Here is a 13,661-nt window from a genome sequence, read left to right as displayed (position 1 = left end):
CCGGCAGCCCGACGGGCGCGCGGCGCACGCGCACCGCGCCCGTCGGCGGCAGGGTTCAGGCGGGCGGCGTCGGCGTCGGCGACTCGGGAGCGGGAGCGGCCTCCGGAACGGCGACGGCCTCCGGGGCTGCAGCGGCCTCCGGAGCGGCGGGCGCCTCGACGTCGTCGCCGTCGAAGCGGTCCCTGACGTCCTCGATCACGTCGCCGGCCTTCTCCTTGGCGTCCTCGAAGACGTCCCCGGCCTTGTCCTTGGCGTCCTCGAAGACGTCCCCGGTCTTCTCCTTCACGTCCTCGAAGACGTCGCCGGCCTTGTCCGCGAAACCCTCGACGGCGGGGCCGACCTTGCTCTTCGCGCTCTCCAACGCCTCGCTCGCCTTGTCCTTGAAATCGTTGAACATGTCCGACATCGATTCGTCCTCCGGGTTCGCCTCGGTTGCTGCAGTGCGAGCCCAGCATGGCGGGGTGGGGCGGTCGCCACAATGGGGAGAGCCGCCCGGCAACCCGCCGCCCGACGAGTCACGGCCAGACACGTCGACCCCGTACCCGCCGCGTCGACCTCGTTGCCGCACGCCTTGGTACCTCGGCGACGCAACTGGTTCCAGGTCAACGGCCGGGCCACGCACCGGCGTCACTGCTGGACCCGGAACCGCATGACCGCAGGGCCGTGGATCGGCACCCGACGTGGCAGATCTTGACGTGCTCCGACCCCGGCCGTACGCTACGGAAAGCGCATTCCAACGTGGGAGTGCCTCACTCCCCCACCGATTCCCAGGAGACGACGACCCCGATGACGACCCGCACCCTCCGCATCGCCATGAACGGCATCACCGGCCGCATGGGCTACCGCCAGCACCTGCTCCGCTCGATCCTGCCGATCCGGGAGGCCGGTGGCGTGGTCCTCGAGGACGGCACCAAGGTCCAGGTCGAGCCGATCCTGGTTGGCCGGCGCGCGGATGCGGTCCGAGAGATCGCCGAGAAGCACGACATCGCCGAATGGACCACGGACCAGGACGCGGTCATCGACGCCGACGACATCGACGTCTACTTCGACTCCCAGGTCACGTCCCGCCGCTACGCCGCACTGACCCGGGCGATGCGCAACGGCAAGCACATCTTCACCGAGAAGCCGACCGCCGAGACCCTCGAGGAGGCCATCCAGCTGGCCCGGCTCCGCAACGAGACCGGCGTCACCGCCGGCGTCGTGCACGACAAGCTGTACCTGCCGGGCCTGGTGAAGTTGCGCCGTCTCGTGGACGAGGGCTTCTTCGGCCGCATCCTGTCCCTGCGTGGCGAGTTCGGCTACTGGGTCTTCGAGGGCGACCACCAGTCCGCGCAGCGCCCCTCCTGGAACTACCGCAAGGAGGACGGCGGCGGCATGACCACGGACATGTTCTGCCACTGGAACTACGTCCTGGAGGGCATTCTCGGCTCCGTGAAGTCCGTGGTCGCCAGGACCGCCACCCACATCCCCACCCGCTGGGACGAGCGCGGCGAGGCCTACGACGCCACCGCCGACGACGCCGCCTACGGCATCTTCGAGATCACCGGCCCGAACGGCGAGGAGATCATCGCCCAGATCAACTCCTCCTGGGCCGTGCGCGTCTACCGCGACGAGCTCGTCGAGTTCCAGGTGGACGGCACCCATGGGTCCGCCGTCGCCGGGCTGCGCAAGTGCGTCGCCCAGCAGCGCGCGCACACACCGAAGCCGGTCTGGAACCCTGACCTGCCCGTGACCGAGCCGTTCCGCGACCAGTGGCTCGAGGTTCCCGCGAACGACGACCTGGACAACGGCTTCAAGCTGCAGTGGGAGGAGTTCCTGCGCGACGCCGTCGCCGGTCGTGAGCACCGCTACGACCTGCTCTCGGCTGCCCGCGGCGTGCAACTCGCCGAGGCCGGGCTGGCCTCGTCGGAGCAGGGCCGCCGCATCGACCTCACCCCCATCACGCTCTGATGGCGGACCTGAGCCGGCTGTCCCTGAACACGGCGACCACGAAGGCCTGGACACTCGCCGAGGCGGTCGACGGCGCCGTGCGGGCCGGGCTGCCCGCCGTCGGGCTGTGGCGCGACCGGGTGGCCGAGGCCGGCCTGGAGAACGCCGCGAGGATCGTCGCCGATGCCGGGCTGCGGGTCTCCTCGCTGTGCCGTGGCGGGTTCATGACCGCCTCGGACGAGGCGGGCAGGGCGGCCGCCCTGGCGGACAACCGGGCCGCGATCGTCGAGGCCGCGACGCTGGGCACCCGCGAGCTGGTCATGGTGGTCGGTGGCCTCGGCGCGGCGAGTGCACCCGGCGGCCCGGCACTGCCCGACGGCGACCGCGACCTGGTCGCGGCGCGGCAGCGGGTGGCCGACCGGGTCGCCGACCTGGCCCCGTTCGCGGCCGAGCACGACGTGCGGATCGTCCTGGAGCCGCTGCACCCGATCTTCGCCGCGGACCGGGCGGTGCTGTCCACGATGAAGCAGTGCCTGGACCTGGCCGAGCAGTTCCCGGCCGAGACCGTCGGGGTGGTCGTGGACACCTACCACGTGTGGTGGGACCCCGACCTGCGCGAGCAGATCGCCCGGGCCGGCGCCCAGGGCCGGATCGCGTCCTACCAGGTGTGCGACTGGCTGCTCCCGCTGGCCACCGATGCACTCCTCTCCCGCGGATTCATGGGCGACGGTTACATCGACTTCCCGACGATCACCTCCTGGATCGCCGGGACCGGCTACACCGGCGACGTCGAGGTCGAGATCTTCAACCAGCAGATCTGGGACTCCCCAGGCGACGAGACGATCGCCACCATGGCCGAGCGCTACGACACCCTGGTGCGCCCGTACCTGTAGCCCACTCGGCGGGGCGTGCGAGGGGCGGCGGGCCCGGATCGGCGAGGATGGAGCCATGACCAACCCCGGCACCCCGAGACCCGTGCCCACCCCGGCGCAGTTGCGCTGGCAGGAGGCCGCGCTCGGGGTGTTCTGGCACTTCGGCATCAACACGTTCAACGACCGCGAGTGGAGCGACGGCACGCTCGATCCGGCCACGTTCGATCCGGGCGACCTCGACGCCGACCAGTGGGTCCGGACCGCCCTCGACGCCGGTGCGAAGTACGCCGTCCTCACCGCCAAGCACCATGACGGGTTCTGCCTGTGGCCGAGCGCCACGACCGACTACTCCGTGGCCTCCTCGCCCTGGCGCGAGGGGCGCGGGGACGTCGTGGCCGAGGTCGCTGCCGCCTGCCGGCGCCACGGACTGGCGCTCGGGCTGTACCTGTCCCCCTGGGACCGCAACGCGCCCTGTTACGAGGACGCCGAGGCCTACGACGATCTCTATCTGACCCAGCTGCGTGAGCTCTGCACGAACTACGGCGAGCTGTTCGAGCTCTGGTTCGACGGCGCCGGCTCGGCAGGACGCAGCTATGACTGGGACCGTATCGCCGCCCTGATCGACGAGCTCCAGCCCGGCGCCATGGTCTTCAACATGGGCCGGCCGACGATCCGCTGGGTCGGCAACGAGGACGGCCTGGCCGCCGATCCGGTCGAGTACGTGGTCGATCGGACCCACGCGGACAACTACACCGAGGGCACCGCGGACCTCGCCGAGGCGCGGTACCTGCCCCCGGAGTGCGACGTCTCGATCCGCCCTGGCTGGTTCCACCACGATGCCGAGTCACCGAAGACGGTGGACCACCTGCTGGCGATCGCCTACCGGTCGATCGGCCTCGGCGCGGGCCTGCTGCTGAACCTGCCGCCCGATGCCCGCGGGCACATCCCCGAGGAGGACGTGGCCCGGGTGCGCGCCTGGCGAGCCGTGTGGGACCGCCGGTTCGCCGACCCGGTCCCGGCCACGCTGACTGCGTCGGGGGACACCGTGCTGGCCCGGTTCGAGCGCCCGGTGACCATCGATCACCTGGTGCTGCGCGAGGACCTCACCGCCGGCCAGCACGTGCGCGGGCACGAGGTGCGCACGCCCGACGGCGTGGTGCTGGTCGCCGCAGGCACGGTCGGGGTCCGCCGGGTGCACGTCTTCGAACCGGTCCGCGTCCGCGAGCTGGTGGTCCGGGTGGAGGCCGACGGCGGCGCGTCCGCGGCCGGTCACCTCACGTCCGTCACGGCCTACGACACCGGCGGCGCAGTCGTGCCGGACCTGCCGGCGAACTACCGTGCGCCGACCACACCACCACCGGACTGACGCGGGCCCGACCGGCCGGCCACCGCCGTCGGGCAGGAGCCGGAGCAGACTGCTCGCCACCATGCGGAGCCGGCCCACCGCCGTCGGGCATGGCCCGTAATGCCGAGCTGCTCAGAGGCGGTACTGCGCCGCCAACGGACATGCCCACACGTCCAGGCCGCCGCGGCCGACCTTGTTCAGGTAGGCGATCACGGCCCGGTAGGACTGCATCAGCGTGGTCTCGGTGTACCTCACTCCGAGTGCCTCGCAGTGTGCCTTCACGATCGGCGCGACCTTGCGCAGATTCGGGCGGGACATCGAGGGGAACAGGTGGTGCTCGACCTGGAAGTTCAGACCGCCCATGAAGGTGTCGACCGCGCGGCCACCGGTGATGTTGCGGCTCATCAGCACCTGGCGGCGCAGGAAGTCGATCTTGGCCGTGGGCGGCACGAGCGGCATGCCGATGTGGTTCGGCGCGAAGGACGAGCCCATGTACAGGCCGAACACGGCGAGCTGGATGCCGATGAACGCGGCGGCCTTGCCGGGCGGCAGGATGATGAAGACGAGCGCGAAATAGCTGCCGAGGCGGAACGCGATGAAACTAAGTTCGACCCAGCGACGCTTGACCTTGCCCCTGGAGAGCACGCCCTTGATGCCCTGCACGTGCAGGTTGACACCCTCGAGCAGCAACAGCGGGAAGAAGAAGCGGCCCTGCTGGGTGGCGAGCCACCGCGTCAGCGGGTTCTTGCGGGACGCGTAGCCCTCCGGGGTGAACGCGAGCACGCGGCCCCCGATGTCGGGGTCGGCACCCACCTTGTTCGGGACCTGGTGGTGCTTGGTGTGCTTGCGCTGCCACCAGCCGTGCCCCATGCCGACGAACAGGTTGATCAGGATCAGGGAGATCCACTCGTTCCACTTGCCGGAGACGAAGATCTGCCGGTGCGCGGCGTCGTGCCCGAGGAATGCGACCTGGGTCATCAACAGGGCCAGGCCGACCGCGAGCGCCATCTGCCACCAGCTGTTGCCGATCAGCACGAACGCCGCGGCGAGTGCCAACCCACCGAAGGTGAGGCCGATGATCTTCGACCAGTAGTAGGCGTAACTGCGCTTCAGCAGACCGGCGGCCTGCACGCGCTGGGTCAGTTCCTTGAAGTCGCTGACGTGCCGTTCCCGAACCGTGCCGGTCCCCGGAAGCTGGATCGCGATACTGCTCATACTGCCGCCTCGGGCTCTTCGTGCGTGGTGACGCACTCAGGCGCCCTGGCGTGACCGCTCGATCGCGCCGGACACTTCCTCAAGTGTCGCACGCCGGGCGCAAGGGCGGCGGGTCATGTCCAGGACCTTCACCTTCGGCGCGGCGAACCCACTCCCGTCGGTCAACCACCGGGCGGACCTCCGCGCACGGGACGACAATCGAGTATGGGCGGCGCCCCAGGCGACTACGACGAGTTCACCCTCGCAGCCGAGAATGTCCCGGCCGAGGCTGACTTCCCCGTGGATGCCGGCGAGCCCGGTCCACGCCGCCGGCCCAGCCAGGTGACGACCTCCTCGGCTCCGGCCTGGGTGGCCGCGGCCGTCTCGCTGATCGTGGTCGGCGTGCTCACCGTTCCGCCGGTGCAGCCGGCGTGGGGCGTGGTCGCCGAAGCCGACCTGGCCCAGGCGCCCGACGAGGTCTGGAGCGTGCCGATGCCGAACCTGACCTCGTGGCTCGACACTCCACGGGTCGCAGTCTTCGAGGACCGGGTGGTGGTGGGCACGTGGTCGACCGTCACCGGCTACGACGACGCCGACGGCCGCGCGATCTGGTCCGTATCCGAGCCCGGGATGACGTGCGCGTGGGAGTTCGAGCCGTTGCTCTGCCGGGCGGGGCGCGACGTCGATGCCGCCATCCTGAGGATCGACGTTGCCGACGGCACCGTCACCCGCACCCCGATGCCCGGCGCCCTCCTGGTCACGCAGTCCGACGGTGACATCATCGCGTTGCGCCAGGACGCGGACGGCCAGCGGGTGGTGCGTCTACAGGGCTCGGACCCCCTCGCCGAGCCCCGGTGGAGCACCCTCATCGGCCCTGGCCTGCGGGGAGAGCCCTACGCGCCGGTGCTCCGGGTGGTCGACGGGGAGGTCTTCGTCTCGGTGTTCGCGGGGTTCGTGCTCGACGCCCAGACAGGCGAGATCCGACTCGACCGCGGCTTCGTGTACGAGTTGCCCGGCGTGATCGTCGCGCTTGAGGCCGGGAACTCCGGTGGCCGACAGGTCGTCACGGACGGGGAGAGCAGCGTCGAGCCGGTCCCGATCGCGCCGTACGGGGTGACGATGCCCGTCGACGACGACCCGGACTCCGACGTCGTGTTCCAGGTGCGCGGCGGCACGCTCGATGCGCTGACCAGGACCACGGGCGAGCCGCTCTGGTCGCTCCCGCAGGCGTACCCGTACCCGTTCGCCCGGCTGGACGGGCGCGTGCTCGTCTACACCGACAGTGCACTGTTCGGTCTGGTCGAGCAGACCGGGGAACAAATCTGGACCACGACGGCGAACCGCGGACGGCTGGCCTGGTGCGCCTGCGTGGGGGCCGGCGACACCGTGCTGGTCGGCATCTCCGACACCGGCGGGAGGACCTCGCTTGCAGGCCTCGACACGGGGACCGGTGCCCTGCGCTGGCGGGTGCCGACGGTCGGGGACTATCCGCTCGACGTCGCGCCGGTCGGGGACCATCTGGTCCTGTTGACCAACACCTCGCTGACGCTGTGGCAGTTCGAGTCCGAGTGAGGTCCGGCACAATGGCGCCATGGCGTCGCTGGACCACGGGGAGGAGTTCGTCCTCGGCGAGCCCGACGGCGGCATGGCGGACGGTCCCGGCACCACGCACCGAGTGGTCTCCTGGACTCACCACGCCCGGCCGGCGTTCGCTTTCGCGGCGCTGGGCACCGCACTGATCGTCGCCGGAATCTATGCGGCGCCGGTGACCCTTGCGCGCGCGCTGGCTGACCGCCCCGAAGCGCTCGAGCTGTCGCAGGACACCGGCTTCACGCCAACCCAGTATCTGAACTTCAGCGCTGCCCTCGCTGGGCTCGGCTGGATGGGTTCATCCTGCAGCGGTTCGCTGGAATCCGACGAACACGGTGCGCCCGACCCGACGCGTCCCAGTGGGGAATGGGTTTGTACCGCCGGGCGCTACCAAGGGGTCGCGTACATCGACGCGGATACCGGCAAATGGACGGTCCTCGGTGGCGCCAGGTCCTGGCTGGTGGGCTGATCGAAACCCTGCGCATCGGCCGCATACGCGGGCTCCGGCCCCCTACTCGGTCCACCCGACCGCGATACGGCACAATGACGCCACGCCGAGGACGGACCCCGCTGAGGAGTTCACCGTGGGTGGGGCCGACGACGGCACGCCGAACGGTCCGGCCGGCGCGGTCCCGGTGACAGCCGCCAGCGGTCGAGCGCACCTGGCTGCCGTGGCGCCGGCGGTCTGGATCGTCGCGGGCCTTGCCCTGATCGTCGCGGGGACGCTCGCCGCGCTGACGGTGCTGCCGCGGACAGCCGCGGCGGCTTCACGGCACCCGCGCCGGCGTTGCAGATCTGGGTGACGGCGACCGACCCGCTGGCCACGGTCCGGTACACGCCGTTGGTCGATGCTCTCGACGACGTCGACTGGTCCGGTGTGGTGACCTGTACCGATCCGGGCGACGGGCCGCTGAGTTGCGTGAGCGCCCGCGAAGGGGACATCCTCATCAACACCGACAGCGGCAAGTGGCTCCTCTCATCCGGTCCGCGGCCGGGCGCCTGACCGATGGCACGGGGGTCGTCGGGGGACGAGTTCACGCTGACGTTCGCCGGGGACGACGAGCCCGACGGCGCGGCGGGGCCGGTCCGCATCGAGCGTTCCGGTCGACCGGTCGTGAGCCGAGGGTCCGGCCGCTGGCGCGGCCTGGTGCCGTGGGTGGCGGGGAGCCACCGCCCTCGTCGTCGCGGGGGTGCTGATCGCACCCCCGGCGCCGCCACCACCAGGCTGGGGCCTGGTCACGGACCTGTCCGAGCCACCGCGCGTCGCGTGGGAGCAGGAACTGTCACGGGCGAGCATCAGCCTGGAACTGCGCCTCTTTCCCTCCCGTGTCGTGATCATCGACGAGCGCTCGATCAGGGGCTTGGACCGTCGGACCGGCACGGATCAATGGTCCGTACCGGCGCTCGCTCCGCGCTGCACCGATGACGCCGTGCGCCTGACCTGTGTGACCGGGCAGGGGGACGATGCCCAGGTCCTCCTGATCGATCCGCTCAGCGGCGAGGTGGGTGCCGCCGGTGTACCGGGCGTCGAGCACGCTGTTGCCGCGGGTGCCGACCTCGTCCTGATCCGCACCGTGGCCGCGGGGTATGAGGTCGCCCGGTTCGATGGCGCCGCGCGGGCCCTGGTCGATGAGCAGCCCCGGTCCTGGGGACTGACGACGGGGGTGAAGGCACGTCGATCGAGCCCGGCGTGGGAACAGCGGACCCTCTTGGCACACCGATCTGGAACACCGCCGTCACACCAGGAATACCGGAATGGCAGCCGAGCATCGCGGTCTTCGACCAGAAAGTGCTGATCTCCGTCGGCCGCGAGGTCGACCGAGCCACGCACCGCACCGAGCCGCAAGGGCTGATCCTGGACGTGACGACCGGTGCCGTCCTCTCCGAACCAGAGCGCATCGTCCCAGGGTCGTTGAGCATTCCGGACTGGCGTGTCTCCGGGCCGGACGGCACCGTGCTGTACTCCCGCCACCGCGAACCACTCACCATTCCCGCCGACCAGGCGGACCTACAACTTGACGACGATCCGTTGTCGGGGACACAGATCGCCGCCGAGGAGATAGCGCCCGGGGCATCGGACCGGTTCCCGATCGACACCGTCGCCAGTGCCGCCGAGTCCGGCGAAACTCTCTGGAGCCGCCCCGGCGAGATGCCGGTGGCACGCCTCGCGGGCCGGGTCCTGACCACGGACGGCACCGGCCGCCTACGAGGCATCCGTGAGTCGACCGGCGCCCTGGACTGGTCACTCCCGACGGACGCGTTGTTCACCTGCCCATGTGTCGGTGCCGGGAGCGTCATCGCGGGCCGCACCTACGACCGGACCAGCAGTGGGACAAGCCCGCTCATCGGCGTGGACGTGCACACCGGGCGGCAGATCTGGGAACTCCAGATCGCCGAATCGTGGCAGCTCTCCATGTCCGCCGGCGATCGGTTCTTCACAGCAGGCGAGGGTGTCCTGACGGCCTGGGAGGTCGGCTGACGCGGTTCACGGGCGGGCGTGAAGATGCGTCCGCGACGACGTGCCGGCGATCGCCCGGGCGAGGCGGCGGGCTTCGATGCGGATCTCCCGGAGCATGCCCGAGATCGGGTCGGTATAGCCGATGAACCACAATCCCGGTGCGCCAGGTACCGGGCGCCCGCCGCCGCCACGAGGACGTCCCCTCCCGTCGAGGACACCGAGCCCACCGACGAGCGGCTCCAGTCCCCGCCGGTAGCCGGTGGCGGCCACGACGGCGTCCACCGCGAAGCGAGAACCATCGACGAGGACGGCGTCCGAGCCATCGAGACGGGCAAGTGCCGCGACGGGGCGGACCGTGCCGGCCCGGATCGCTCCGACGATGCCGTGGTCCAGGACCGGGATCTTGCCATCGCGGACCACGCGCGTCAGCAGTCCGGTGCGCGGGCGGGGCAGCCCGTGGGACCGCAGGCCGGGGGTCGCGATGCGGGTGACGACCCAGCCGAGCCGGTCGGCGACCGGCAGCGGCAGGTGCCGCACGAGGACTCCTGCGTGCTGGGCGGCCACCAGCCCCCGGTTGCGGGGAAGGATGTGCGGCGGGGTACGGACCGCGATCCAGACGGACGCAGCCCCGTGCCCGACCAGATCCACTGCGACGTCGGTGCCGGTGTTGCCCGAGCCGACCACGAGTACACGGCGGCCGGCGAACGGGATCCCGTTCGTGTACTCGGAGGCGGGCACCAGCTCACCGGTGAACGTTTCCGCGCCGGGAACCTCGAGCGGTGCCGTCGTGTTGCTGTTGCCGGCGGCTACGACCACGTGCGCCACCGTGAGGATGCCGCCGTCCGCGAGCGCAACACGCCAGGCTCCCGTGGGTGTCCGAGCGATCCCGGTGACCTCGGCGCCGAACTGGACGTCCAACCGGTGATGCACCGCGTACTGCTCGAGATAGCTCACCAGGTCGTCGCGGGACACCCAGCGAGTCATCTCCCGCGGGATGGGCAGCCCGGGGAGACCGGACAGCTCACGGGGCGTGTGGAGGCGGAGGCTGTCGTAGCGGCCCCGCCACGCGGCGCCGACGGTGTCCGACCGCTCCAGGACGAGGGCACGCACGCCCTGGCGGCGGAGTTCGGCCGCGGCAGCGAGGCCGGCGGGTCCCGCGCCGATGACGACGACGTCCTCGGAGCTCACGAGCGGCAGCCTAGGCCGATTCCCGCCGAGCCATGCCGTGTTCGGGGCCGCTCGAAGCCCGAGATGTGATCGAGATCGTGCGCGCTCAGCTGCTGCCGTGACGCGGGATCAGTGGATGTTGCCGTCCTCCCGGAACTGGCGCCAGACGTTCTCGAAGAAGTCGTCGCCGGACGGGATCGGCCGCACCGGCCGCCACCGGAACAGCGGTCGCCCGGCCGGGTCGGCGACCTCCCGCGAGACCGGACCGACCCACCCGGCCAGGCCCGCGCCGTCGCCGGACTCGCCCGGGCGAGCCCACGCGGACTCCTGGACCTCGGGGTCCAGGGCGCCGCCGTCGAGCGTGAACCGGAAGAGGTCCGGGAGGTCCAGCTCCTGCTCGGCCGACTCGCCGTGACCGACCAGCGGCAGGCCGCCGTCGGGATCGGTGTACAGGACCGAGCCGCGCGAGCGGCCGCCGTGGCCCACATAGTCCGCCATCGCGGACAGGTACACGTACGCCGTCGTGAGGATGTCCCGGACCAGGAACGTGCGGTTCACCGAACGACGAGAGGACGCGTCCGCGCTGACCAGCTCGTCGTAATCACGCAGCCACGCGTGCACCTGCACGAGCGCCTCGTCGATGGAGGCCGCCGAGCGGACCGGACCGGCCTTCGCACTCATGAGCTCGGCGACCTCGCGCAGGAGGTCGCCGGTGTTGTCCGGAGTGCCGGCGGCCGCGCGCGCGGTGGCGCGCTCGACCAGGGCGAGCGCATCGGCGAGGACGGGCGTCGCCGCGGCGCTGAACTCCTCGGCCGCGACGGGGCCCTGCGTGCGCCGGGCCGCGATGAACTGGGCGGCGCGGGTGGCGCCCACCTGGCCGCTGTTCAGGGCAGCCCCGCCCGGGCGGTAGACGCCGTGTGCGCCGCCGGCCTCGCCGACCGGGAAGAAGCCGGCCACGTTCGACTGCCACCAGGCGTCCACGACCAGGCCACCGTTGTTGTGCTGGGCGCACACGTCCACTTCGAGGAGCTCGGTCTCGAGGTCCACGTACGGGTTGCGGTCCAGGTAGAACTGGTAGGCGGGTTCGTTCATCCGGCGCAGCCGCTCGATCGGGGTGCCGAACAGCACGCCGGCCTTGTCCAGGTAGTCGCGGGCCTCGGGGTCGAGCGCGCTCGGGTCGAAGTCGGGGCGGACCGGGTTGGACCGGAAGTCCAGGAACACCCGGCGGCCGCGCAGCACGGTCTCGCGGTAGACCAGCAGGTCGATCAGGGAGGAGCCGTCGCGGGCCTTGCGGATGTCGAACGGCCACTGGTAACCCTTGAGGAAGACCAGGGTCATGAGCCGGCCGTAGTCGGGAATGGCCTCGGTGAGGAACTCGCGCTCGTCGTTGCCCTCGGCGTCGGTCGAGACGAACCGCGGGATGACCTGCATGTAGGTGCCGGAGACGTTCCAGCGCGGTTTGGTCGAGGCCAGCCCGAACTGCCACTCGGTGAGGTTCTTGCCGTGCACGCCGCCGCGGTAGGCGGCGCCGGACGCACCCCACTGGCCGTTCGGAAACACCCGGGTGGCGTAGATCCCGGCCGGCCCACCGGTGGCGTAGACGATGTTCGTCGTGCGGAACAGCAGGTACTGGGACTCCTCGGAGTCCGCCGGGACGTCCTGTCGAAGCACGAGCAGGCCGGCGATCGCGCCGCCCGAGACGATCAGATCGACGACGCGGCACTCGTCGTAGATGCGGGTGCCGTTGCGGTGCACCTTCTTCTCGAGCTGCTCCACCATGGACCGCGACGTGTACGGCCCCACCGAGGTGGCCCGGCGGCGCGGGTCGTGGTCGGTCTTGTAGCCGATGAACTCCCCGTACCGGTTCTGCGGGAACGGCACGCCCAGGTCGCACAGGCGCAGGAAGCCGCGCGCCGAGAGCGCGGCCTCGGCGAGCGCGTTGTCGCCGTCCATGGCGCCGCCGGAGAACAGCGTCTTCGCCATCTCGTGGACGGAGTCGCCGTCGTCTCCGGAGAGGGTCAGCTTGTAGTAGGTCTGCTTGTCCGAGCCGGCGTTGCGGCTGGACCCGGCGCCGACCTTGTCCGTGACCATCACCACGTCGTCCTGGCCGAACTCCCAGAGCCGGTCGGCGGCACAGAAGCCGGCCGAGCCGGTGCCGACCACGACGGTGTTCGCGGTGACCACGGGCACCTCGATCCCGGCGATGGTCAGGGTCTGGGAGCCGGGGACTGCGGTCTCGGTCATCGTGTTTCCTTTTCGAGCGTGGGGACGGCCGGCTGGAACCGCCCGGAACGTGTGGTGCTCTACAGCCGCGGGATCTGCATGCCGCCGCCGACGTTGATCACGTCGCCGGTGGAGTACGCCATCCGTCCCGCCGAGAGCTGGACGACGGCGCCCGCGACGTCCTGCGGGGTGCCCCACCTCGGTATCGGCGCAAGCCCGCCCGCGAACTGCGCGTCGTACTTCTCCTTGACCCCCGCCGTCATGTCGGTCGCGATCACGCCGGGGCGGACCTCGTAGACGACGATCCCCTCGGGGGCCAGGCGGACGGCCCAGAGCTGGGTGGCCATGCCGACACCGGCCTTGGAGATGCAGTACTCACCGCGGTTGACCGAGACGGCCTGCGCCGAGATCGAGGAGACGTTGATGATCGTGCCGACGACGCCGTCGGGGTTCTGCGCGCGGCGCTCGATCATCGCGTTGGCGACCAGCTGGGTGAGGAAGTACGGGCCGCGCAGGTTGATCTCGAGGACCCGGTCGAAGCTCTCCGGCGTGGCTACGAGGAGGTCGTTGCGCTCGGCCGGCGCGACGCCGGCGTTGTTCACGAGCAGGTCGATGCGGCCCCAGCGCTCGAGCGCGGCATCGACGTAGCGGCGGTGGTCGGCCAGCTCGGCAACGCTGCCCCGGACGTAGCTCACCTCGCCGAGCTCGCTCAGTTCGGCGATCAGCTCGGTGGGCTCCTCGCGGGTCGCGAGGATCGCGACGGCGTACCCCTCGCCGAGCAGTTCCTTCGTGATGCCGAGGCCGATGCCACGGTTTCCGCCGGTGACGAGTGCGACCTTCGGCACGCTTGGCTCCTTCGGTGTTCGAGACGTCGGTCTGGACG

The 13,661-nt window shown here is 70.9% G+C and carries 14 protein-coding genes; 9 read left to right on the top strand and 5 right to left on the bottom strand.

Features of this window, described 5'->3' with window-relative positions; translation table 11 throughout:
- Positions 1–55: 55 nt before the first annotated feature.
- Positions 56–397: a YtxH domain-containing protein gene (locus tag GKS42_RS04740; protein ID WP_154792807.1), complete on the bottom strand. Its 342-nt coding sequence runs from the start codon at positions 395–397 to the stop codon at positions 56–58.
- Between the two features lie 389 nt (positions 398–786).
- On the opposite strand from GKS42_RS04740, the gene GKS42_RS04735 reads away from it, so the two are divergent.
- Genes GKS42_RS04735 through GKS42_RS04725 form a run of 3 tightly spaced genes read left to right on the top strand, consistent with a single transcriptional unit; the run spans position 787 to position 4,167 of the window.
- A complete protein-coding gene (locus tag GKS42_RS04735) occupies positions 787–1,950 on the top strand; it encodes a Gfo/Idh/MocA family protein (RefSeq protein ID WP_154792806.1) in 1,164 nt (387 codons plus the stop codon).
- Positions 1,950–2,822: a sugar phosphate isomerase/epimerase family protein gene (locus tag GKS42_RS04730; protein ID WP_154792805.1), complete on the top strand. Its 873-nt coding sequence runs from the start codon at positions 1,950–1,952 to the stop codon at positions 2,820–2,822. Before GKS42_RS04735 ends, GKS42_RS04730 begins: the two co-directional genes overlap by 1 nt.
- Before the next feature lie 55 nt (positions 2,823–2,877).
- Positions 2,878–4,167 carry an alpha-L-fucosidase gene (locus GKS42_RS04725; protein ID WP_154792804.1) on the top strand — a complete coding sequence of 430 codons (1,290 nt, stop codon included), beginning with the start codon at positions 2,878–2,880 and terminating at the stop codon, positions 4,165–4,167.
- Between the two features lie 111 nt (positions 4,168–4,278).
- Here the strand turns inward: GKS42_RS04725 and GKS42_RS04720 are convergent, their stop codons facing one another.
- Positions 4,279–5,361 (bottom strand): fatty acid desaturase family protein, encoded by a 1,083-nt coding sequence (locus tag GKS42_RS04720; protein ID WP_154792803.1) that lies wholly within the window; start codon positions 5,359–5,361, stop codon positions 4,279–4,281.
- 204 nt (positions 5,362–5,565) lie between these two features.
- On the opposite strand from GKS42_RS04720, the gene GKS42_RS04715 reads away from it, so the two are divergent.
- The 6 genes from GKS42_RS04715 (at position 5,566) to GKS42_RS04695 (ending at position 9,409) form a co-directional block, all read left to right on the top strand.
- Complete coding sequence (locus GKS42_RS04715) at positions 5,566–6,912, top strand: outer membrane protein assembly factor BamB family protein (protein ID WP_154792802.1); 1,347 nt, start codon at positions 5,566–5,568, stop codon at positions 6,910–6,912.
- Positions 6,913–6,931: 19 nt separating this feature from the next.
- Positions 6,932–7,399, top strand: coding sequence for a hypothetical protein (locus tag GKS42_RS04710; protein WP_154792801.1), 468 nt, complete (start codon positions 6,932–6,934; stop codon positions 7,397–7,399).
- A 115-nt stretch (positions 7,400–7,514) separates the two neighbouring features.
- Positions 7,515–7,733: a hypothetical protein gene (locus GKS42_RS04705; RefSeq protein WP_154792800.1), complete on the top strand. Its 219-nt coding sequence runs from the start codon at positions 7,515–7,517 to the stop codon at positions 7,731–7,733.
- A complete protein-coding gene (locus GKS42_RS04700; RefSeq protein WP_154792799.1) occupies positions 7,730–7,933 on the top strand; it encodes a hypothetical protein in 204 nt (67 codons plus the stop codon). Before GKS42_RS04705 ends, GKS42_RS04700 begins: the two co-directional genes overlap by 4 nt.
- A 328-nt stretch (positions 7,934–8,261) precedes the next feature.
- Positions 8,262–8,726, top strand: a complete 465-nt coding sequence (locus GKS42_RS25960) for a hypothetical protein (RefSeq protein ID WP_168217758.1) — start codon at positions 8,262–8,264, stop codon at positions 8,724–8,726.
- Positions 8,720–9,409, top strand: coding sequence for an outer membrane protein assembly factor BamB family protein (locus tag GKS42_RS04695; protein WP_168217757.1), 690 nt, complete (start codon positions 8,720–8,722; stop codon positions 9,407–9,409). Before GKS42_RS25960 ends, GKS42_RS04695 begins: the two co-directional genes overlap by 7 nt.
- A 6-nt stretch (positions 9,410–9,415) precedes the next feature.
- Here the strand turns inward: GKS42_RS04695 and GKS42_RS04690 are convergent, their stop codons facing one another.
- The 3 genes from GKS42_RS04690 to GKS42_RS04680 form a co-directional block, all read right to left on the bottom strand.
- Positions 9,416–10,576: a flavin-containing monooxygenase gene (locus GKS42_RS04690; protein ID WP_232847925.1), complete on the bottom strand. Its 1,161-nt coding sequence runs from the start codon at positions 10,574–10,576 to the stop codon at positions 9,416–9,418.
- 108 nt (positions 10,577–10,684) lie between these two features.
- Positions 10,685–12,799: an FAD-dependent oxidoreductase gene (locus tag GKS42_RS04685; RefSeq protein ID WP_154792796.1), complete on the bottom strand. Its 2,115-nt coding sequence runs from the start codon at positions 12,797–12,799 to the stop codon at positions 10,685–10,687.
- Positions 12,800–12,858: 59 nt separating this feature from the next.
- Complete coding sequence (locus GKS42_RS04680) at positions 12,859–13,623, bottom strand: 3-ketoacyl-ACP reductase (protein WP_154792795.1); 765 nt, start codon at positions 13,621–13,623, stop codon at positions 12,859–12,861.
- Positions 13,624–13,661: the final 38 nt, after the last annotated feature.

The sequence above is a fragment of the Occultella kanbiaonis genome (assembly GCF_009708215.1).
GTDB classification, from domain to species: Bacteria; Actinomycetota; Actinomycetes; order Actinomycetales; family Beutenbergiaceae; genus Occultella; species Occultella kanbiaonis.
The sequence above is the reverse complement of the archived record's forward strand: the minus strand, read 5'-3'. Positions and strand labels throughout refer to the sequence as shown.